The following is a 19,003-nucleotide window of genomic DNA, read 5'->3' as shown; positions in this document are numbered from 1 at the left end:
CCCGTCAGTCTCCGGTCAATAGGAATTGGTCGTCGCGAGCAGGCCCGCGCCGTGTGTCGCGCGCCCTACCAGCGGTGCGGCCGTTGATCAAGCGAATTGCCGCGACACATGGTTCCCGGTTGCGCGCGCGTACGGCTCGTTTATGTCGGCGGGCATGACCGGCGCACCGCTTGACCTCTATAACAGCCTCACCCGCCGCGTCGACCGGTTCGCACCGATCGACGCCGCCAGCGTGCGCGTCTATTCGTGCGGGCCGACCGTCTACAATTACGCGCATATCGGCAATCTGCGCGCCTATGTCTTCACCGACACGCTCAGCCGCGTGCTGACATGGAAGGCGGGAGACATGGGATGGGGGCCGCTCACCCATGTCATCAACATCACCGATGTCGGCCACCTGACGTCCGACGCCGACGCCGGCGACGACAAGATGGAAGCCGCCGCGCGCGCCTCGGCCAAAAGCATCTGGGATATCGCCGCGCATTATACGCAGGCGTTCAAACAGAACCTAGCCGATCTCAACATCCGCGCGCCGAGCCGCTGGTCGGTCGCAACCGACCATATCGCCGACATGATCGCGTTCGCCGGGCAGATCGCGCCCGGGCATTGCTACGAACTCGACAGCGGGCTCTATTTCGACGTCTCGACCGTGCCCGATTACGGCGCGCTCGCAGGCGGGCAGGATGATGCCGCCGAAGGCCGGATCGACGCGGTGGCCGGCAAGCGCAACCGCCAGGATTTCGCGATCTGGCGTACATCACCGCCGGGCGAGAACCGCCAGATGGAATGGGATTCGCCCTGGGGGCGCGGCGCGCCGGGCTGGCATCTCGAATGCTCGGTGATGAGCAAGAAATATCTGGGCGCGCAGTTCGACATCCATACCGGCGGCATCGACCATCGCGAGATCCACCATCCCAACGAAATCGCGCAGAACCAGGCGCATTGCGACTGCACCGAGACCGGTGCCAACTGGTGGATGCACAACAATTTCCTCGTCGAACGCGCAGGCAAGATGAGCAAGTCCGCAGGCGGGTTCACGACCCTCCAGAGCCTGATCGACAAGGGCGTTCACCCCCTCGCCTATCGGTTGATGTGCCTTTCGGCGCATTATCGCAGCGAACTCGAATTTTCGGGCGAGACGCTGATGGCATCGGTGACCCGGCTCAAGCGGCTCGCGATGACCGTATCGGCGCTGCGCGACCGTGCAGCGGCAGCCCCCGACGCGCCCAGCGCGGAGCGCGCGCTCGGCTATCGCGAACGGCTCGATCAAGCGGTGTCGGACGATCTCAACACCCCGCGGGCGCTGCCCGTGCTCGACGAGATGCTCGCCGACAAGAAGCTCTCCCCCGCCGCGCGTATCGCCGCGCTCGCCGATTTCGACGCGGTGCTCGGGCTCGATCTGGCAATGATCACCCGCGAAGCGCTGCGGGTACGCCCCACAGCCGCGACGATCACCACCGAGGAGATCGCCAGACGCCTCGCCGAGCGTCGCGAGGCCCGCGCGGACAAGGACTTCGCCCGATCCGACGCCATCCGCGACGCGTTGACGGCAGCGGGCGTGGAGGTGATGGACGGCGATCCGCTCGGCTGGGACTGGAGGCTCACGCTCGGCGGATAAGCGCGACCATGCCCGCGATCACCTCCGCGATTACGATCGTGCACGCCACTGCGAACGGCGCTAGGCTCTTGCGAATGCTCGGTGTGTTATCAATATAAGTCGCGCTACAGGGAGGGACATGGATGCGCGGACAGGTGCTCGGGGTCGATCGCGAAACGGGAGACGGCCAGATTTCGGGTGACGACGGCCGGCGGTACGTCTTTCGGCCGCGCGACTGGAGCGATTCGATCGGCCCCGCGGTCGGCGCGTTGATCGATTTCGAAGCCGACGGCACCGCCGCGCGCCGCATCTATCGCCTTCCCGGCACCGTCGCGATGCCGGTCGTCGCGCAACCCCAGCTCGGCGGGCGCAACAAATATGTCGCGGCCCTGCTCGCGTTCCTGTTCGGCGTGCTCGGCGTCCATCGCTTCTACCTCGGGCGCACCGGATCGGGGATCGTGATGCTCGTCCTGAGCCTGACGGTGATTGGACTGGTCGTCACCGGCCTGTGGGCGCTGATCGATACGATTCGATACCTCGTCATGCCCGAGGAGGAATTCGCCGACCGCTACGGTCGCCGGCCGCGATGAAGGCCGTCCTCCCCGCATTCGCGCGATCGATGGTCGAAGCGCGGCTTCCCGCCGATCTCGAGGTCGCGTGGTTCACGACCCCCGACGAGGCGAACGCTATGGTGGTCGACGCCGATATCGCCTGGGTCGACATGCAGCAACCGCGCTACGCTGGTGAGGCCGTCGCGCGCGGCACGCGGATCAAATGGCTGTCGACGATCTTTGCGGGGCTCGACACCTTCCCCCTGCCCTTGCTCAAAGAGCGCGGGGTGATCGTCACCAACGGCAACGGGCTCAACGCGCACACGGTCGCCGATTATGCGGTGATGGGAATCCTGGTCGCCGCCAAACGCTTCGACGAGGTCGTCCGCATCGCCGACCGCCGCGAATGGCCCTTTGCGGCCCCCGGGCAGGCCGAACTGGCGGGCAGCCGTGCTCTGGTGATCGGATACGGCACGATCGGGCGGCTGATCGGCCACCGGCTCGCGGCATTCGACGTCGCGGTCACCGGCGTCACCCGATCGGGGCGCGACGAGACGCTCACCGCCGATCGTTGGCGGGCGCGGCTTGCGGAATTCGATTGGGTCATCCTCGCCGCGCCGTCGACCGGCGAGACCAGGGCGATGATCGGGGCCGATGAACTCGCGGCAATGAAATCCAGCGCCTGGCTGGTGAACATCGCGCGCGGCGATATGGTCGACAAAGCCGCGCTGATCGACGCGCTGGCGACGCGCCGTATCGCGGGTGCGTTCCTCGATACCGTCGATCCCGAACCGCTCCCGCCCGACGATCCATTGTGGAGCGCGCCCAACGCGATCCATTCGATGCACCTCGCCGGCCGCAGCCAGATGTCGATGTTTCCCCGCGGCGCCGCGCTGTTCCTCGACAATCTCGCTGCCTTTCGCGAAGGACGGCCGATGACGAACGTGATCGATCTCGACACGGGCTATTAGGGTCTTAGAATGGCAGCGTGAGGCGCAGCATCAGCCGCTTGCTGATCAATCCTTGCTGAAGCGCCTCGCTTTCGACATCGGCCGAGGCCGTCGCCGTGCCGAACAACGTGGCTTCCGCCCGCAAGGGGGTAGCGGCTTCCTTCACCGGCAGCGGCCGCAGCCTGAAGCGCTCGTCATCGCGATCCGCGCAGACGACGATATCGCTGTCAGGCGCGGCGCGGCATTCCAACGCGCGCTCGGCAACATTGAGCAGCACGGGTTCCGAGGGCAGTGGCGCGGGGGCAAGCACCGGGCCCATCACGGGCGTTGCGGCGGGCTCGGGCCGCGGCACGTCCTGCGCCCCCGCCATCGCCGCCATGATTGCGAAGATCAGCATCGCGCCGCCCTTCCTCCCCGACGCGCCATCCTCTTGGCCAACGGGGTCCAACGCACGATATCCATCTTTCAGACGGACACAAACTCGCTCGATCACACACCCACAATTTTCCTTGATTGCAGCCCCTGCCATTTTCCCGCATGGACGCGGGTTGCATTCACATGAGGATCGACATGGCCGCCAAATGGGCCCCCGATAGCTGGACCGCGGCCGAAGCCCGCCAGCTCCCCGATTATCCCGATGCCGCGGCGCTCGACGCCGCGACCGACCAGCTCGGCAGCTATCCGCCGCTCGTCTTTGCCGGCGAGGCGCGCAACTTGACCGCCGATCTCGCACGCGTGGCCGGGGGCGAGGCGTTCCTGCTCCAGGGCGGCGACTGCGCCGAATCGTTCGCCGAATTCCACCCAAACAACATCCGCGACACCTTCCGCGTCATTCTCCAGATGGCGGTGGTGCTCACCTATGCCTCGAAGCTGCCGGTGGTGAAAGTCGGCCGGATGGCGGGCCAGTTCGCCAAGCCGCGTTCGGCCCCCACCGAGACGATCGACGGCGTCGAACTCCCCAGCTATCGCGGCGACAACGTCAACGATATCGCCTTCACGCCCGAGGCGCGCACGCCCGATCCGCAGCGGATGCTGCGCGCCTATGCCCAATCGGCGGCGACGCTCAACCTGCTGCGCGCGTTCGCGCAGGGGGGCTATGCCAATCTCCACCAGGTCCATAGCTGGACGCACGATTTCATGGGCCGCAGCCCGTGGGCGAAGAAATATGCCGAAACCGCGGATCGCATCGGCGATGCGCTGGAATTCATGGGCGCGTGTGGAATCAATGCCGAAAGCGTGCCCCAGCTTTCGCAGACCCAATTCTACACCAGCCACGAAGCGTTGCTGCTGCGCTACGAGCAGGCGCTGACCCGGCAGGACAGCCTGACCGGCGACTGGTACGACACCTCGGCGCATTTCCTGTGGATTGGCGATCGCACGCGCTTCGAGGGCTCGGCGCATGTCGAATTCCTGCGCGGGATCGGCAATCCGATCGGGATCAAGTGCGGGCCGAGCCTCGAACCCGATGCGCTGCTCAGGATGCTCGACACGCTCAACCCGGCGCGGGTTCCCGGCCGGATGACGCTGATCACACGTTATGGCCACGACAAGATCGAGGCGGGACTGCCACGGCTCGTCCGCGCGGTGCTGCGCGAGGGGCACCCGGTGGTGTGGAGCTGCGACCCGATGCACGGCAACGTCGTCAAGGCGGCCAACGGCTACAAGACGCGGCCGTTCGATCGGATTCTGGCCGAGGTGCGCGGATTTTTTGCGGTGCACCGCGCCGAGGGCTCGATCGCGGGCGGCATCCATGCCGAGATGACGGGGCAGAACGTCACCGAATGCACCGGCGGCGCGGTGGCGGTGACCGAGCAGAGCCTCGCCGATCGCTACCACACCCATTGCGACCCACGCCTCAACGCGAGCCAGAGCCTCGAGCTTGCCTTCCTGCTCGCCGAGATGCTCAATCGCGAGATGGCGGAGCGCAAGAAAGCGGCGGCCTGAAACCCCGATCGCGCGGCGAGCGATCGCTTGCGTGGAGTACCGGACGGCACTTGACGCTCGCCCGCAAGCCCCGTAATCGCCCGCTCTCGCCGATACACACGGCCCCTTCGTCTAGCGGTCTAGGACGTCGCCCTCTCACGGCGAAAACACGGGTTCGAGTCCCGTAGGGGTCACCAAAATCCTCTCCCAGAGGGTTCCAGAAGATGCCATAACTGGCTGATTTCTGCGGTTTTTTGTGGTATAGGTATCCCATACGGAGCGGCTTCGTGCCACCGGATACCAGCAGTTTGATGGTATATCTGATGGTAGCGCGGTCCTCCCCTTGCCGGAGATACCATCATGGCGCTTACTGCTGTTTCAATCAAAAACGCCAAGGGCCGCGCAAAGCCCTATAAACTCACCGATGGCGACGGGCTGTTCCTGTATGTCACCCCCAACGGTGGACGCTATTGGCGCATGAACTACCGCCACCTTGGCAAGCAAAAGACACTGGCGTTCGGCGTCTATCCCGGCACCGGCCTTGCGGACGCCCGCGAGCAGCGGGACGCGGCCCGGAAGGTTCTGGCGCGCGGCTGCGATCCGGCCGAGCAAATCAAACTTGAGCGCATCGCGGCGGCCGTGGCGGCTTCCAACAGCTTCAAGGCGGTTGCCGACGAATGGCTGGTCAAGGTCGAGTGCGAAGGCCGCTCTGCCGTCACCATGAAGAAGCTGCGCTGGTTGCTGGACTTCATCAACGAGTCCATTGGCAAGCGGCCTATCGCCTCCATCACTGCGCAGGAACTTTTGGTGATGCTTCGCAAGATGGAGAGCAAGGGCCGTTACGAGACGGCCAAGCGCCTTCGCAGCACCGCCAGCCAGATATTCCGCTACGCCATCGCCACGGCTCGCGCGGAACGTGACGTAGCAGCAGACCTTCGCGGCGCGCTGATTGCGCCCCAACCCGTCCACCGCGCCGCGATCACCAGCGCGAACGAGGCAGGCGGCTTGCTCCGCGCCATCGAGACGTTCGAGGGACATCCGAACACCAAAGCGGCATTGCGGCTCCTACCGCATGTCTTTGTCCGGCCCGGCGAGCTTCGCTTTGCCGAATGGGCCGACTTCGATTTCGACAAGGCCGTGTGGACGATCCCGCCGCACAAGACCAAGATGCGCCGCACCCACAGCATCCCCTTGTCCCGGCAGGCGCTGGCAATCCTCGACACCATCGAGCACGATGCGGAGTATAGCTCCTACCTGTTTCCGTCGCTGCGCTCGGTTGACCGGCCCATGTCGGAAAACACCATCAACGCCGCGTTGCGGCGCATGGGTTTCGGCCAGGACGAAATGACCGGCCACGGCTTCCGGGCGATGGCGGCTACGCTCTTGAACGAAATGGGCCTCTGGCATCCCGACGCGATCGAGCGCCAGCTTGCCCACCAGGACAACAACGCGGTGCGCCGCGCCTACACGCGCGGCGAATATTGGGACGAGCGCGTTCGCATGATGCAGCACTGGTCGGACCATCTCGATTTCCTCCGTGACGGCGCGAAGGTCATCAAGGGGACGTTCCGCAAAGCCAAGGCCGGGCAATAGCCCGGCCTTGCGTCACTCGGCGCGATCTTCGCGATAGGCGGCGGGGTTGGCGATCCAGCGATCCACGGCAGACTCATGCCAGCCAGTGCCGTGGACGCTGATTGTGATTTGCCGGGGGAAGCTGCCTTCCGCGATCTTGCGATATAGGGTGGAACGGGAAAGCCCCGTGCGGGCCAGCACGGTTTTGAGACGGATAATCTTTTCCTTGTTGTGCATTAAGGTGACTTTCAATTTTGACGTTGGCTTTGATCCCCCTACGAATAGAATTGGCGGCATGGATTTGCAGCGCAAGAGCGCCCCAAGCGAGACTGGACGAAGATGCGGTTCACGGCGGTCTAAGTGTAGGTAACGGTGGGAAACGGTGGCGAACTACGGCAAACGGTGGCGTATGGCGGTGGACGGCGACGATAGGCGGAAATCGGCGGCCTATACTTTGACGTTTCTTTATCGAATGTGGCAAATATGCCACGCCATCATGCGACTTACTGGCAGCAGATGCGACCCGATGAACTTGGCGTGATTCCGATTCGCACGACATGGCGGAGCCCTTCTTGAAGGTGGCCCGCCATCGCCACGCACTCATGCTGTATCGCTTTGTCCCGCCTTGCAAGAGGGGGAGGCACTACAGTGCCGACCGTAGCCAATTTAGTCGCAAAAGCTCAAACATAGTCGCTTTCGACAGGCGCAGCCGCGACCGTTCTGCATTGAACTATAACGCTATGTGTTATATATAAGCCGCGAAGCAGGAGAGCCGCCATCACGCGCATTTTCAAGAATGGCTGGTTCGAGCGCTTCGCGCGGAAGGAGCGAATCGATGATTCAGCCCTTCGCGCTGCCGTGCAGCGCGCGGAAAGCGGGCTGGTGGATGCCGACCTTGGCGGCGGCGTCATCAAGCAGCGCATCGCGCGGCCGGGAAAGGGAAAGTCGGGCGGGTATCGCACGCTGATCCTGTTCCGGCACGGTGACCGGGCGATATTTGCTTTCGGCTTCGCCAAGAGTGCTCAGGCGAACATATCGAAGGCGGATTTGGCGCTGTTGCGTGAAGCGGCGGCGGAGGCGCTGGAGTGGAGCGGCGAGGAATTGGACCGGCTGGTAGCGTCGGAGACGCTGGTGGAGATTGAAAATGGCAAGGACGGTTAAGGATAAGGGCTATCGCAGCGAGATCGCGGGCGCGATCCATGAGATGATGAGCGACGCGCACGACGCGGGCGTGGTGTCGCGCGCGACCTTGCGCACCTTTGACGAAGCGTGCCTTGCCCCGGTGCCGACGCTGGCGGGCGATGAAATCCGCGCGATCCGCGAGCGCGAACATGTGTCGCAGCCGGTGTTCGCCGCCTATCTCAACGTGTCGCGCAATCTAGTGTCGGATTGGGAGCGTGGCGTGAAGCGTCCAGGCGGCCCTGCCCTGCGGTTACTCTCCATCATTCAGCGCAAGGGATTGCAGGCCGTCGCATAAAGCGAGCTTATTTCTTCGGAGCTTCGGGATTCTCGCGACGCTGCAATTCGTTCTCGACCGCTTCGCGGATGAACAGCGCCAGCCGCCGGTTGCCGACCAGCGCCTCGATACGCCGGATCGTGTCGGTTGATAGCCTGATCGTCGTCGGCTTCATTCCAAGCGGCGGGCGTCCCATCGCCCCGTCGCTATCGGTCATGCCCGCAATCTCCAAGTCAAACACGTTGACGCCACCGTTTATTTGAATATACGACATCGTTTATGTGATAAACGGTGTCGTATATTGCTGCAATGGCCCTTGGTTCATCCAGCCCACCGGCAATCCGACAGCGCGAATCGCGCGGGAGTGTCGGGCTGTACCGCATCCGCCCATCGCTTTCGTCCCCCTGTCAAGGATGCGGAACGGAGGTGCATATGGGCGACATCGTTCCCGCCACATCACGTCGCACGCTGTTGCGCACATTGATTGCTGCGCCGGTCGTGGTTCCGGTTATCGCCTCTCCCTGGGGCGAGGCGCTGGCCTCGCTCCATGCGGAGTATGACGACGAGCCGGTAACGCTTGTCCGCACCAAGGATGGGCGGAGCCTGAGCCGTTGGCGATACCATCGAGCAGAGGGCTTCTCTCCCGACCGCGACCCGAGTTCGGAAAGTGGCTGGCATAGCTTCCTCTATTTTTCCGGGATCACCGCCCAACTCGGTTTGTCGTCGCATCTGCTCGATGTGGGATTCCCTGACGAATGGAATGCCCGTCATATCGGCCTGCGCGTCGCCAAGTCGCTGGCCTATGCCAACGCGACCGGATTGGGCCACGACTGCCCCGATATGGCGCGGCTGGCGGCGGTCCTCACGCCTTATTGGCGATGGAACCAAGTGCGGCTGTTCGGGGAGCAGGAACCCGATGACAATGGACTGACAGCCCCGCAGGTTCGGGAATTGCTCCGCGCCTTGCTGGATCGTGTGCGGGACGTGACCGGCCATCCCCGCCCGCGCGGACGGCGCAGGTGACGGCACAGCGATGACGGAGGAGCGGCGCGACAGGAAGGAGGTGGCTGGTTCCTTGCTGATTTCGGCGCTCGCGCACGTTGCGCTGTTGGTCCCGCTCTCGGTTCCCGGTTGCGCGATTTCGCGGCTATCGGAGGATCAACCCGAACGGCCGAAGGAGAGCGACGTTTTGACGGTCGATATATTGGACGAGGTTCCACCCCTGCCGCACAAGCCGCCCCGCCTCGGGGATGAGATATGCGATCCAAACGCGCCTCCCGAATATCATTACTTCGACGTCAAGCCCGGCCCGGCGAAGGACCGGATATATCACGCTGCGCGCCCTCACTTTGGTGAGATCATCATGGCGACAGATAGCTTGACGGGAAAGCGATCACGCGCCTTGCGCGGCTGGTTCAGGCCGATGGATGCCGTGCGCCTGCTGGCGGGCGACGCGGGTCTATGTGTGATCGATCTGAGGGAAGGGATCGGCGTGAATTATTGCCACGGATCAAACGTGCCTTTCGGCAGAACGCATGAGGTATGGGCGCGGCAGGAATGGGAGCCGCGCGATTGCACGACGCCAGAGCCCGCGCCGATGGCCGATGCAATCGCCGCCTAGCGCGATTGCTCGCGGGCTTCCTGTTCCGCCTCGAACGCGCGCTTGCCCTTGCGTTGCCATAGGACAAGCGCGTTCATTGCCACCCCGACGCAATGGTGCTCACCAGCTTTGGCGGCAAATCGAACGACTGCCTCGCCGCAATTCAGCATCAATTCATTGGGGCAAGCAGAGTCTTCGTATCTCGAACGGAGGACACTATGAGATTGACTGTAGCAACGGTGCTTCTTTTGGCTGTGCCGTTCACTGTGCATGCTCAGATCGCGCCTCGAACCCCGCCAAGCGACGGCCACATTCCGGGTGGCATAATCGATGTGCGTGTCCGCCCTTCCCACCCGACGATCGGACGCGAACTTCGCGAGACCCGTGACCGCATCGATCGCGGGCGAGACAATGGCGACCTGTCGAAGCGTGAAGCAAGGGCGTTGCGTCGGGAGGCCACGCAAATCGGCACGCTTGCAGATCGCTATGGCCAGGACGGTATCTCCGAGGCCGAGCATCGCGAATTGGAAATGCGCACACGCGTTTTGCAGAGTCAGATAGACATCCAGCGCATTCGACAAAATCCCAGCGATCCTGATTGATTCGCAACACAGGCTTGGCGCGCGCAACGCACCTACGAGCGCTGCCGTCGCTCCTTTTTCCGTAAGCCTTCGCCTTCCATATCAAACGCCCGCTTGCCGCGCCGTTTCCATAAGACGAGCGCGGTGTCGCGATCGTTGCCCTGCAACCTGTTCGCGAGATCAAGGAACGCGCCATAGAGCGTAGCGCGGTCATCGTCGGTCAGATCGACCAGCTCCGCCTTGACGACGAGGCCACCCAGCTCAATGAGCTGTCGCGTCCGCTCGCGGCGCTTCACCTGCCAATCGCGCATGTCGCTTCGCGCTTTTGCCGCTTCAAGCCGATACCGCATCGCCATCGCGCGGCGCAGTGCCTTCATCATCGCGACCAGATCGCGGCGCAGACTTGCGGGCCGAGCGCTGAAAGAATGCCACGCCCGCCTTGCGCCATGCCTCCTTCGCGCTCGCGTCCTTGTTCGCCGCCGCGCCGAGCAATGCGCCCGCGAGCATATCGGCATCGAGCGCGTCGGCACCCGTCGCGATGACGAGTTCGCCGAGCTGACGAACGCGGCGTTCCTTGAGCAGCTTCGCCTTGTCGGCAAGCATCTTCAGTTCCGAGTCAAAATCGCGTGGCTTGCGCATCGTAAAGTCTCCATCCTTGTTCGATGGAGCGATTCTAGGTTATCGCCTTGCGTAATGCAGTAGAGTCGCCGGGACAGCCTGACACCACCTAGTCCCGTCCGAGAATTTATTCGAGAAGGGCGCGCTTATACGTCGTGCCGACGTGCGCTTCGCAGTGTAACTGAACGATCGCTATGGCGATCTTCCATTTCAGCGTGCAAGTCATCGGGCGCACTTCGGGCCGCTCCGCCGTCTCGGCGGCTGCCTATCGCGCGGGCGAGCGCCTGCACGACGAGCGCCTCGACCGCGACCATGATTTCCGCGCCCGCTCGGGTGTCGAGCATAGCGAAATCATGTTGCCGGAGAACGCGCCCGAACGCTTCTCCGACCGCGAAACCCTCTGGAATGAAGTCGAGGCGATCGAGCTACGCAAAGACGCACAGCTCGCGCGCGAGGTCGAGTTCGCCATTCCGCGCGAGATGACGAAGGAACAGGGTATCGAGCTGGCCCGCGATTTCGTCCAGACCGAGTTCGTCGACCGCGGCATGATCGCGGATTTGAATGTCCATTGGGACGTTGGCGCCGACGGCATGGCAAAACCCCATGCCCATGTCATGCTCACCATGCGCGAGGTGGGCCAAGACGGGTTCGGGGCGAAGGTGCGCGAGTGGAACGAGCACGCGCATGTCGGCCAGTGGCGCGAACGCTGGGAGGCTCATGTCAACGCGCGGCTCGCCGAACTCGACATCGACGCGCGCATTGACCATCGGTCGCTGGAAGCGCAAGGCATCGACCTTGAACCGCAGGACAAGATCGGCGGTCCCGCGCAGCGGATGGAACGCGAGGGCCAGCTTGCCGACCGTGCCGAACTCCACCGCGAGATCGCGCGCGAGAACGGCGAGCGGATCATCGCCGATCCCGGCATCGCGCTCGACGCGATCACCCACGGGCAGGCGACCTTCACGAACCGCGATCTTGCCATGTTCGCGCATCGGCACAGCGATGGGCGCGAACAGTTCGATGCTGTGCTCGGCGCGGTGCGATCCTCGCCCGACCTGATCGCGCTTGGCAAAGACGGACGCGGCGAGGACCGGTTCACCAGCCGCGAGATGATCGAGACCGAACAGCGGTTGCAACGCGCATCGGAATTGATGGCGACACGCGAGCGGCATCGCGTGTCGGAAGCGGACCGGAAAGGCGCGCTGGCGCGCGCGGAGGCGGATGGGCTTGTGCTGTCGGGCGAGCAGCGCGCCGCGTTCGACCATGTGACCGACAGGCAGGGCTTGAGTGTCGTTATCGGCTTTGCCGGAACCGGCAAGAGCGCGATGCTCGGCGTTGCACGCGAGGCGTGGGAGCACGCGGGCTATGAGGTGCGCGGCGCCGCGCTCTCGGGCATTGCGGCGGAGGGTCTGGAACATGGCTCGGGTATCGCGTCGCGCACGATCGCGAGCATGGAACATGGCTGGTCGCAGGGGCGCGATTTGCTCGGCCCGCGCGACGTGCTCGTTATCGATGAGGCCGGCATGGTCGGCACGCGCCAGATGGAGCGCGTATTCTCCCATGCTGCCGAGGCTGGCGCAAAGGTCGTGCTGGTGGGCGACGCGCAGCAGTTGCAGGCGATCGAGGCGGGCGCAGCGTTCCGCGCCATCCACGAACGGCATGGCGGGGTGGAGATTACCGAAATCCGTCGCCAGCGCATCGACTGGCAGCAGGACGCCACGCGTCATCTGGCGACCGGTCGAACCGGCGAAGCCATCGCTGCCTATGCCGACAAGGGTATGGTCCACGCCGCCGAGACGCGCGAACAGGCACGCGACGAGCTGATCGACCGTTGGGACGCTGCGCGGCAGGCCGAACCGCAGGCCACGCGCATGATCTTCACCCACACCAATGACGAAGTGCGCACCCTCAACGAGATGGCGCGCGGGCGCTTACGCGACGGGGGCGAGCTGGGCGACGATGTGCGCGTGCGGACCGAGGAAGGTGAGCGGGATTTTGCGCCGGGCGATCGGGTGATGTTCCGGCGCAACGAACATAGCCTTGAGGTGAAGAACGGCACGCTCGGCACGGTCGAGCAGGTCAACCAGTCAAGCATGACGGTTCGCACCGACAGCGGGCGCAGCGTGGCGTTCGACTTGAAGGATTACCGCGACCTCGATCATGGCTATGCCGCCACGATCCACAAGACGCAGGCGGTCACCGTCGATCGCACCCATGCGCTCGCGACGCCCGGTATGGACCGGCATGGCGCCTATGTCGTCCTCTCGCGGCATCGCGACGGCGCGGACCTGCACTATGGCCGCGACGACTTCAAGGATCAGGGCAAGCTTGTCCGCACGCTGTCGCGCGAGCGCGCCAAGGATATGGCGAGCGATTACAGCCGGGCTGACCCGGCGCGCGACTTCGCCGAGCGGCGCGGGATCGGCTTTCGCGAGCGCATCGCGGAAATCGCCCGCGCAGGCGCGGAGAAGGCGCGCGGCATCTTCGACGGGTTGCGGCTTTCCCTACCCGGACAGGATCGCGGGGCGCAGACTGCACCCCATCAACAGCGTGACATTTTCGCGGACTTCAAACCGCCCGCTCCACAGCACCAACGCGAACAGAGTATGTTCGCCAACTTCCGCCCGCCCCCGCAAAGCCACGACCTGGCCAAGGCGGCCCGCGCAGCGCACGAACGGATGCGGGTTATCGCCGTTCAGCGCCACGCCCGCGCCGTCGCGAACATCTGGAAGATGCAGGATCAGGGCTTGCCCGTCCTGCCCCACCAGCGCGCCGAACTCGACAAGGCCCGCGAGGCGGTGAACCAGACCGGCAAGTATGCCGCGCAGGACATGGAGCGAGCCTATAACCGTGATCCCGCGCTGGCGTCCGAAGCATCGGCCGGGCGCGTCCGCCAGGCCATGCGCGCCATGAGCCAAGAGGCGGAAATCCGCACCGATCCCGACAAGCGCGCCGACAGGTTCGTGGAAGGCTGGCGGCAGCTTGGCCAGCATCGCGAAGAATTGCAGCGCGATGGGGACTTCCGGGGCGCGCGGAAAGTATCCGAGCAGATGGCGGGCATGGTCAAGAGCCTTGAGCGCGACGCGCAGGTGGAATCCGTCCTGCGCGGCCGCAAGCAGGAACTCGGCATCAACTTCGAGACGGGCCGCCAGCTTTCCCACGACCTCGCCAGCAGCGTCGGTATCGAAATGGGGCGCGGCCGTGACCTTGGCATGAGCAGATAGGAGAAATGATCATGGATAGCAACTTGCCAACCCTTCCGCGATCGGTCCCGGAGGCGGTTCCCGCGTCCGAACAGGACAAAGCCACCCAGGCCTTCACCCAGCTCGCCGAGAAGGTAGCCTTGTTGGAAGCGGCCATTGCAGGCCTTTCTGCAAAGCGCGAGGCCATGCCGGACTATAGCGAGACGCTTGGCGAGATCGCGGCGCTTCTCGAAAGGATGCGCAAGGCGATCAACACGCTCGCCCACCGTCCAGCGATGGAGATCACGCCGGATGCGATGGCGCAGCAGATCGCGGCGGCCGGAAAGGCGGCGCGCGCGGAGGACAGCGCAGCCACCGCGCAGGCGCGCGACCGGATCGACAAAGCTGCCGCCCGGATGGAACTGCTGGCAGGTACGGTTGCGACCATCCGCGAACATCGCCGTCACCTGCTATGGGCGGTGGGCGGCGGTGCGCTCGCGGCTATCCTGCTATGGTCGATCGCGCCCGGAACCATAGCGCGCGCCATGCCCGATAGCTGGCATTTGCCCGAACGAATGGCAGCGCGGACGCTGGACCTTGATCGCTGGACGGCCGGGGAACGCCTGCTTGCCACTGCCGAGCCGGAGCGCTGGCGGACCGTAGTCCTGGCAAACCGAATCTTGCAGGACAATCTCCAAGTAATTTCTGATTGCCGTTCGGCCACACAGAAATCACAGAAAGCCACGCGATGCACTGTGACCATCCCAGTCGACTAACTTATCCATCCATCATTATTTCATAGGAGCGACAGAAGTGCTCTGCCAAGTCGCTCCAATTATTATTATGAAGAGCATCTCTCAGTTTTATAAGCAAGCCGCCTTTTGAAATCTCCCAAATCTCGATTATGGGAAGGTAGAAACATCCCCGCACGCGTTTTAACATGAAAGCGTTAAAAAGAATCCGAGCCGTTCTTCCATTTCCATCTTCGAAAGGGTGGATGGCGTTTACTCCGGAGAAAGCAAGAATCGACGCCCATAACGGCGCCTCCGCCTCACAATCGCGAATAGTGCGGTCAAGTTCGTCAATCAAAGCTGGGACTCGGTGCGGAGGCGGATAGATGCCGCGATTGCCGAACTTATCCGTATTGGTCCCAACCTGTGTCACGCGTATCCCCTTTGCATGCACGGGAAGCGCTTCTATCACCACGTTCATAGCATTGAGGAGCCCTTCAGACTTTAGTTTGGCAATGTGCTGTGCGATGGCCACCTCGGTCGAGGATGTGCGCGACTTTCGAACCCCACCATCCATGTAGCTCAGGTAGGGACTCAGAGGGTGTTGCAACTCCTCGACCCTGGATTTGATATCCTCGCGCTTGGGATCGTGAATTTTCTCGATTGCCGCCAAAGGATTGGTTTCGCCTTTTGCTGCAATCGCCTTTTCCACGTCATTCAATCGGTTTCGCAATCCAGTGTCCAGACTACTCCAAGGCGGAGGCCGAAATGGGGGGATATGGACGTCACCAATATAATACTTCCCGCTTCCCAGTGATCGATTGGCCATGTCAGACCTCAATCTTGAGGGTGGGGCTGCCGGCAGCTTTGTCATGCACCAATCCTTTCGAAACCGTCATTACCCTATCGGCCGCCTCGATTGACTGCTGACGATGCGCGATTACGATCCGCGTAATGCTGAGACGCGAAAGCGCCTCTAGGACCTTAGCTTCATTTTCAGGATCAAGATGAGCAGTTCCTTCATCCATGAATAGTATGGCTGGCCGACCATAAAGTGCCCTTGCCAGTAATACACGCTGCTTCTGACCGCCCGATAACACCGACCCCATATCGCCAATCAAGGAATCATAGCGAAGCGGCATAGCGTTGATTTCATCATGAACGGCCGCCAGTTTAGCGACTTCCTCTACCCTCGCCATGTCGATTTCCGAATCGAAGAAGGCTATATTTTCGGCAATGCTGCCAGCATAGAGTTGGTCGTCTTGTGAAACTGAACCGATAGCCTGTCGGTAGGCGTGCTTGGAGAAACTCTTGATCGATCGGCCGCCAACGAGAACCTCCCCATGAAACGGTTCGAACAGACCCATCATGATCTTCATGAGCGTGGTTTTTCCACCCCCGGAAGGACCGATCAATGCCAGCATCTCGCCCGGCCGGATGGTCAGATTGACTCCCTTGAGAACGCTCTGCTCCCCGAAGCCATAGCGGAAATGGACGTTACGTAGTTCCAACTCCTGGCTGAAATCCGGCCGATCAACATTGGCAACCAGATTGGCGTCCTCCTGCTTCGATAAGGCCACGTCAGCCACGCGGGCAAGATGCACCTGCATAATCTTATAGTTCAGTAGCTGCTCGATAAGCCGCATGGAGGCATCGAGGAATTGCGTTTTGTACGCCTGGAACGCAAAAAGCATTCCAAGTGACAGAGCCCCATCCAGAACAAGACCGATTCCGAGATATACAAATGCGATCTGTTCAACAATCAGGACGAGCTGCCCGAGCCCGTCAAACCCGGCAGTGGTTCTTTCAAGCTTTATTTGCGCGTTGACGGCATCGGCCTTTGTTCTTTGCCAAAGACGTTGCCGATTGCCTTCCTGACCAAAGGCCTTGATCGCAGCGATACCTCTGACGCTCTCGATAAAAGCACTTTGCTCGCGTGCCGCAGCAGTGATTGCATCGATGTTCTTGAGCCGCAACGTACTGAGAAACGCCAAACGCAAACCGGCATAGAACGCGAAGAGCACTGACGTCACAAGCGCCAAAAGCGGCGCATAGATCACCATCAGCGTCAACGTCGCGAGCGTCATGACGCCATCGATGAGTCCCGTTACCATGCCGTCACTGACGAGCTGCGTAATTGGCTGCGTCGATCCGAAACGAGAAACGATGTCGCCGATATGACGTCTCTCGAACCATTGTAGGGGCAAGCGCAGGAGGTGCCGATATAGGTTGACGATCACCTGATAAGACAGGGAGTTGGTCATGCTGACGACCGCAAGCGATCGTACCCAACTCGAAAACACCTTGATTAGCCCCAGCCCCCCGAAGCCAAGTGCAAGAACAAGGAGCAAATCTCGATCCGATGATGGCACGACGCTATCGACGGACACTTGCATCAGAAATGGCAATGCCAGCGTCGCCAACTGAATAACGGCGGAGAGGATCAGCACATTTTTCAGGACCGACCAGAATCCGCTGATCGAACTCCAGAGCTGCCGCACGCCAAATTTCGTCTTCTCGACGCCAGGCACGAATTCCGCCGATTTCAGGAGTTCAAGAGCTACGCCCGTGAAGGAGCGTGACACCTCTTCGCCACTGAGCTTCAGCACGCCCCTGGCAGGGTCGTGAACGATATAGCGCACGCCCTGAACACGTCTCTCGATCCCAGCGAGCACAACGAAATGATTGAGGTTCCAGTGCAATATGGCGGGCAATGCCATCTTATCGAATTCTTCGATCTCGCCTCTCAATGGCCGGCAATTGAAGCCTATTGCTTCGGCGACCCGGATAACCTGTCCTAGCGTAGCCCCCTTAAGGGAAAGACCGAACCTCTGTCGCAGTGCGACCAAATCTGTCTTGTAGCCATGAAAGCCCGCTACCATTGCAAGGCACGCCAAGGCGCACTCACTTGCCTCCGATTGAGGAATATACGGGAGCCGGGCGCGTCCGGAGAGATTTAGCGCCGCAGCGTCGCTCACGACGATCTCCTCGCAGCGGCCCGAAGTGGCGCTAGAAACCAATCTAAGAAGGTTCTGCGTTCCAGTATGATGTTCGCCTGCAAGGTCATGCCGGGCTGGAGCATTTCGCGCTTCCCGAAGGCCAAGACCGATTGCTGAGAAGGAATCACTTCGATGCGATAGACCGGCTCTTCCGTCTGGAAGGCGGCGTCCAGATCCTTGGGATTGATAGCCGTGCGTGAAACGGCTTTCACGACGCCCTGGAAGCTACCGAACTGCTGAAAGGGGAACGCGTCATAGAGTAAGCGAACTTCCTGCCCTGGATGGACAGCCCCAATCGCCCGGCTTGGTGCATACAGTATCGCCTTCAACGAAGCATCTCGCGGGACGACTACAGCCAAAGGAAATTGAGGATCGGCGCGGCTGCCGACGCCTGCCTGAAAGGCCGTAACCCATCCATCCAGCGGCGCCGTGACCAAATACGCCGAATCTCCTTCAAATTGCGCCAACTTTTGATTGAGCGGCTCAACGGCCGCTTCGATTTGGTTTTCGGCGCGCTTTTGGTCTGCAAGGAGGCTATCGATGGCGAGTCTCGCCGCGTCGGCTTCGCCCTGTTTAGCATTCTTCTGTTGCTCCAAGGTTGCCAACTCTTGCCGCGTGCTCAAAACCATCTGGCGTCGCCGCTCATACTCCACGCGGGACACGAAACCGCGTTCCAAGACACCCTCAATCCGCCCGAGCATCTCTTCATTGGACTGAATCAGGTCCTGTTGGATTTGTATCTTCTGCTTGATCAAGGATAGCTCGCGAAGCGCAGCCTCACGTGCATTCGAAAGCCTTTCGGCTTCCAAAGTTGTATAGTTCTTGGAAAGGACGATTTGTTTCCGGTTGAAGGCGAGTTCATTCCTCACCGAAGCCAGTGCGGCGCTGGCGATGCCTTCACCCGACGAAGCCTTTCGATCCACTTGAATCGTTGCGATGGGCTCATTGGCCCGGACATAGCCTCCGTCTTTGACGTAAATTTTCGAGATTACTCCGGTTGTGCTCGGGTAGAGCCTTGCGGACGGGCGATCGGTAGCCAGCACACCGGCCACAGTCTCAATCCTTGGGAATGTCCCGTAAACGACCCAGGCCAATGCCCCGATCATGACCAACACAATCGCACCAACGATGACAGTGGTGGAAATGGGTTGCGAGAGGACCACGGTGCCGTGAAGCCGCTCGTTTCGTGCCTGAGCCACCTCTTCACGAAACAAACTCTGCGAATCCATAACGCCCCTATATT

The 19,003-nt window shown here is 62.1% G+C and carries 20 protein-coding genes and 1 tRNA gene; 13 read left to right on the top strand and 8 right to left on the bottom strand.

Going from position 1 to position 19,003, the window contains the following annotated elements:
- Window positions 1-154 precede the first annotated feature (154 nt).
- From cysS to DFR49_RS01090, 3 genes are all read left to right on the top strand, one after another.
- A complete protein-coding gene (cysS, locus tag DFR49_RS01100) occupies window positions 155-1,618 on the top strand; it encodes a cysteine--tRNA ligase (protein WP_245968183.1) in 1,464 nt (487 codons plus the stop codon).
- A 122-nt stretch (window positions 1,619-1,740) separates the two neighbouring features.
- Window positions 1,741-2,187: a TM2 domain-containing protein gene (locus DFR49_RS01095; RefSeq protein ID WP_119034211.1), complete on the top strand. Its 447-nt coding sequence runs from the start codon at window positions 1,741-1,743 to the stop codon at window positions 2,185-2,187.
- A complete protein-coding gene (locus tag DFR49_RS01090; RefSeq protein ID WP_119034210.1) occupies window positions 2,184-3,119 on the top strand; it encodes an NAD(P)-dependent oxidoreductase in 936 nt (311 codons plus the stop codon). The genes DFR49_RS01095 and DFR49_RS01090 overlap by 4 nt, the downstream gene beginning before the upstream one ends.
- Before the next feature lie 4 nt (window positions 3,120-3,123).
- Here DFR49_RS01090 and DFR49_RS01085 read toward each other — a convergent pair whose 3' ends face one another.
- Window positions 3,124-3,495, bottom strand: coding sequence for a hypothetical protein (locus DFR49_RS01085; RefSeq protein WP_119034209.1), 372 nt, complete (start codon window positions 3,493-3,495; stop codon window positions 3,124-3,126).
- Between the two features lie 173 nt (window positions 3,496-3,668).
- Here DFR49_RS01085 and DFR49_RS01080 point away from each other — a divergent pair, with 173 nt between their 5' ends.
- From DFR49_RS01080 to DFR49_RS01070, 3 genes are all read left to right on the top strand, one after another.
- The gene (locus tag DFR49_RS01080; RefSeq protein ID WP_119035204.1) at window positions 3,669-5,042 is read left to right on the top strand and encodes a class II 3-deoxy-7-phosphoheptulonate synthase; all 1,374 of its coding nucleotides are present in this window, start codon (window positions 3,669-3,671) and stop codon (window positions 5,040-5,042) included.
- A 100-nt stretch (window positions 5,043-5,142) separates the two neighbouring features.
- A tRNA-Glu gene (locus tag DFR49_RS01075) sits at window positions 5,143-5,218 on the top strand.
- A 163-nt stretch (window positions 5,219-5,381) separates the two neighbouring features.
- Window positions 5,382-6,614: a tyrosine-type recombinase/integrase gene (locus DFR49_RS01070; protein WP_119034208.1), complete on the top strand. Its 1,233-nt coding sequence runs from the start codon at window positions 5,382-5,384 to the stop codon at window positions 6,612-6,614.
- Between the two features lie 12 nt (window positions 6,615-6,626).
- Here DFR49_RS01070 and DFR49_RS01065 read toward each other — a convergent pair whose 3' ends face one another.
- Window positions 6,627-6,830: a helix-turn-helix transcriptional regulator gene (locus tag DFR49_RS01065; RefSeq protein WP_119034207.1), complete on the bottom strand. Its 204-nt coding sequence runs from the start codon at window positions 6,828-6,830 to the stop codon at window positions 6,627-6,629.
- 495 nt (window positions 6,831-7,325) lie between these two features.
- On the opposite strand from DFR49_RS01065, the gene DFR49_RS01060 reads away from it, so the two are divergent.
- The gene (locus DFR49_RS01060; protein WP_342768463.1) at window positions 7,326-7,754 is read left to right on the top strand and encodes a type II toxin-antitoxin system RelE/ParE family toxin; all 429 of its coding nucleotides are present in this window, start codon (window positions 7,326-7,328) and stop codon (window positions 7,752-7,754) included.
- Window positions 7,738-8,070 carry a helix-turn-helix domain-containing protein gene (locus DFR49_RS01055; RefSeq protein ID WP_119034205.1) on the top strand — a complete coding sequence of 111 codons (333 nt, stop codon included), beginning with the start codon at window positions 7,738-7,740 and terminating at the stop codon, window positions 8,068-8,070. The genes DFR49_RS01060 and DFR49_RS01055 overlap by 17 nt, the downstream gene beginning before the upstream one ends.
- A 7-nt stretch (window positions 8,071-8,077) precedes the next feature.
- On the opposite strand, the gene DFR49_RS01050 is transcribed toward DFR49_RS01055, so the two are convergent.
- Entirely contained in the window at window positions 8,078-8,266 is a 189-nt protein-coding gene (locus tag DFR49_RS01050; protein ID WP_245968182.1) for a hypothetical protein, read from the bottom strand.
- 215 nt (window positions 8,267-8,481) lie between these two features.
- Here DFR49_RS01050 and DFR49_RS01045 point away from each other — a divergent pair, with 215 nt between their 5' ends.
- The 3 genes from DFR49_RS01045 (at window position 8,482) to DFR49_RS01035 (ending at window position 10,251) form a co-directional block, all read left to right on the top strand.
- Complete coding sequence (locus DFR49_RS01045; RefSeq protein WP_119034203.1) at window positions 8,482-9,072, top strand: hypothetical protein; 591 nt, start codon at window positions 8,482-8,484, stop codon at window positions 9,070-9,072.
- Window positions 9,073-9,082: 10 nt separating this feature from the next.
- Window positions 9,083-9,670: a hypothetical protein gene (locus DFR49_RS01040; RefSeq protein WP_119034202.1), complete on the top strand. Its 588-nt coding sequence runs from the start codon at window positions 9,083-9,085 to the stop codon at window positions 9,668-9,670.
- 197 nt (window positions 9,671-9,867) lie between these two features.
- A complete protein-coding gene (locus DFR49_RS01035) occupies window positions 9,868-10,251 on the top strand; it encodes a hypothetical protein (RefSeq protein WP_147373606.1) in 384 nt (127 codons plus the stop codon).
- A gap of 32 nt (window positions 10,252-10,283) precedes the next feature.
- On the opposite strand, the gene DFR49_RS01030 is transcribed toward DFR49_RS01035, so the two are convergent.
- On the bottom strand, window positions 10,284-10,541 hold the full coding sequence (locus DFR49_RS01030; RefSeq protein ID WP_119035203.1) for a conjugal transfer protein TraD: 258 nt from the start codon (window positions 10,539-10,541) through the stop codon (window positions 10,284-10,286).
- 22 nt (window positions 10,542-10,563) lie between these two features.
- Window positions 10,564-10,869: a conjugal transfer protein TraD gene (locus tag DFR49_RS01025; RefSeq protein WP_119034200.1), complete on the bottom strand. Its 306-nt coding sequence runs from the start codon at window positions 10,867-10,869 to the stop codon at window positions 10,564-10,566.
- A gap of 173 nt (window positions 10,870-11,042) precedes the next feature.
- Here DFR49_RS01025 and traA point away from each other — a divergent pair, with 173 nt between their 5' ends.
- Together traA and DFR49_RS01015 are read left to right on the top strand one after the other, a co-directional pair.
- A complete protein-coding gene (gene traA, locus DFR49_RS01020) occupies window positions 11,043-14,072 on the top strand; it encodes a Ti-type conjugative transfer relaxase TraA (protein ID WP_119034199.1) in 3,030 nt (1,009 codons plus the stop codon).
- An 11-nt stretch (window positions 14,073-14,083) separates the two neighbouring features.
- On the top strand, window positions 14,084-14,806 hold the full coding sequence (locus DFR49_RS01015; RefSeq protein WP_147373605.1) for a DUF6118 family protein: 723 nt from the start codon (window positions 14,084-14,086) through the stop codon (window positions 14,804-14,806).
- Window position 14,807: 1 nt separating this feature from the next.
- Here DFR49_RS01015 and DFR49_RS01010 read toward each other — a convergent pair whose 3' ends face one another.
- The 3 genes from DFR49_RS01010 to DFR49_RS01000 all read right to left on the bottom strand — a co-directional run bounded on the left by DFR49_RS01010 (window position 14,808) and on the right by DFR49_RS01000 (window position 18,989).
- On the bottom strand, window positions 14,808-15,473 hold the full coding sequence (locus DFR49_RS01010) for a Fic family protein (RefSeq protein WP_170150888.1): 666 nt from the start codon (window positions 15,471-15,473) through the stop codon (window positions 14,808-14,810).
- 118 nt (window positions 15,474-15,591) lie between these two features.
- The gene (locus DFR49_RS01005) at window positions 15,592-17,739 is read right to left on the bottom strand and encodes a peptidase domain-containing ABC transporter (RefSeq protein ID WP_147373604.1); all 2,148 of its coding nucleotides are present in this window, start codon (window positions 17,737-17,739) and stop codon (window positions 15,592-15,594) included.
- The gene (locus tag DFR49_RS01000; protein WP_119034195.1) at window positions 17,736-18,989 is read right to left on the bottom strand and encodes an HlyD family secretion protein; all 1,254 of its coding nucleotides are present in this window, start codon (window positions 18,987-18,989) and stop codon (window positions 17,736-17,738) included. Before DFR49_RS01000 ends, DFR49_RS01005 begins: the two co-directional genes overlap by 4 nt.
- Window positions 18,990-19,003: the final 14 nt, after the last annotated feature.

The organism is Hephaestia caeni, assembly GCF_003550065.1.
Lineage (GTDB): Bacteria > Pseudomonadota > Alphaproteobacteria > Sphingomonadales > Sphingomonadaceae > Sphingomonas > Sphingomonas caeni_A.
The sequence above is the reverse complement of the archived record's forward strand: the minus strand, read 5'-3'. Positions and strand labels throughout refer to the sequence as shown.

What these genes read in the sequence shown, in the direction of transcription:
- cysS (WP_245968183.1), top strand. Translation starts at nt 155, where the DNA reads ATGACCGGCGCACCGCTTGACCTCTATAACAGCCTCACCCGCCGCGTC.
- DFR49_RS01095 (WP_119034211.1), top strand. Translation starts at nt 1,741, where the DNA reads ATGCGCGGACAGGTGCTCGGGGTCGATCGCGAAACGGGAGACGGCCAG.
- DFR49_RS01090 (WP_119034210.1), top strand. Translation starts at nt 2,184, where the DNA reads ATGAAGGCCGTCCTCCCCGCATTCGCGCGATCGATGGTCGAAGCGCGG.
- DFR49_RS01085 (WP_119034209.1), bottom strand. Translation starts at nt 3,495, where the DNA reads ATGCTGATCTTCGCAATCATGGCGGCGATGGCGGGGGCGCAGGACGTG.
- DFR49_RS01080 (WP_119035204.1), top strand. Translation starts at nt 3,669, where the DNA reads ATGGCCGCCAAATGGGCCCCCGATAGCTGGACCGCGGCCGAAGCCCGC.
- DFR49_RS01070 (WP_119034208.1), top strand. Translation starts at nt 5,382, where the DNA reads ATGGCGCTTACTGCTGTTTCAATCAAAAACGCCAAGGGCCGCGCAAAG.
- DFR49_RS01065 (WP_119034207.1), bottom strand. Translation starts at nt 6,830, where the DNA reads ATGCACAACAAGGAAAAGATTATCCGTCTCAAAACCGTGCTGGCCCGC.
- DFR49_RS01055 (WP_119034205.1), top strand. Translation starts at nt 7,738, where the DNA reads ATGGCAAGGACGGTTAAGGATAAGGGCTATCGCAGCGAGATCGCGGGC.
- DFR49_RS01050 (WP_245968182.1), bottom strand. Translation starts at nt 8,266, where the DNA reads ATGACCGATAGCGACGGGGCGATGGGACGCCCGCCGCTTGGAATGAAG.
- DFR49_RS01045 (WP_119034203.1), top strand. Translation starts at nt 8,482, where the DNA reads ATGGGCGACATCGTTCCCGCCACATCACGTCGCACGCTGTTGCGCACA.
- DFR49_RS01040 (WP_119034202.1), top strand. Translation starts at nt 9,083, where the DNA reads ATGACGGAGGAGCGGCGCGACAGGAAGGAGGTGGCTGGTTCCTTGCTG.
- DFR49_RS01035 (WP_147373606.1), top strand. Translation starts at nt 9,868, where the DNA reads ATGAGATTGACTGTAGCAACGGTGCTTCTTTTGGCTGTGCCGTTCACT.
- DFR49_RS01030 (WP_119035203.1), bottom strand. Translation starts at nt 10,541, where the DNA reads ATGCGCGATTGGCAGGTGAAGCGCCGCGAGCGGACGCGACAGCTCATT.
- DFR49_RS01025 (WP_119034200.1), bottom strand. Translation starts at nt 10,869, where the DNA reads ATGCGCAAGCCACGCGATTTTGACTCGGAACTGAAGATGCTTGCCGAC.
- traA (WP_119034199.1), top strand. Translation starts at nt 11,043, where the DNA reads ATGGCGATCTTCCATTTCAGCGTGCAAGTCATCGGGCGCACTTCGGGC.
- DFR49_RS01015 (WP_147373605.1), top strand. Translation starts at nt 14,084, where the DNA reads ATGGATAGCAACTTGCCAACCCTTCCGCGATCGGTCCCGGAGGCGGTT.
- DFR49_RS01000 (WP_119034195.1), bottom strand. Translation starts at nt 18,989, where the DNA reads ATGGATTCGCAGAGTTTGTTTCGTGAAGAGGTGGCTCAGGCACGAAAC.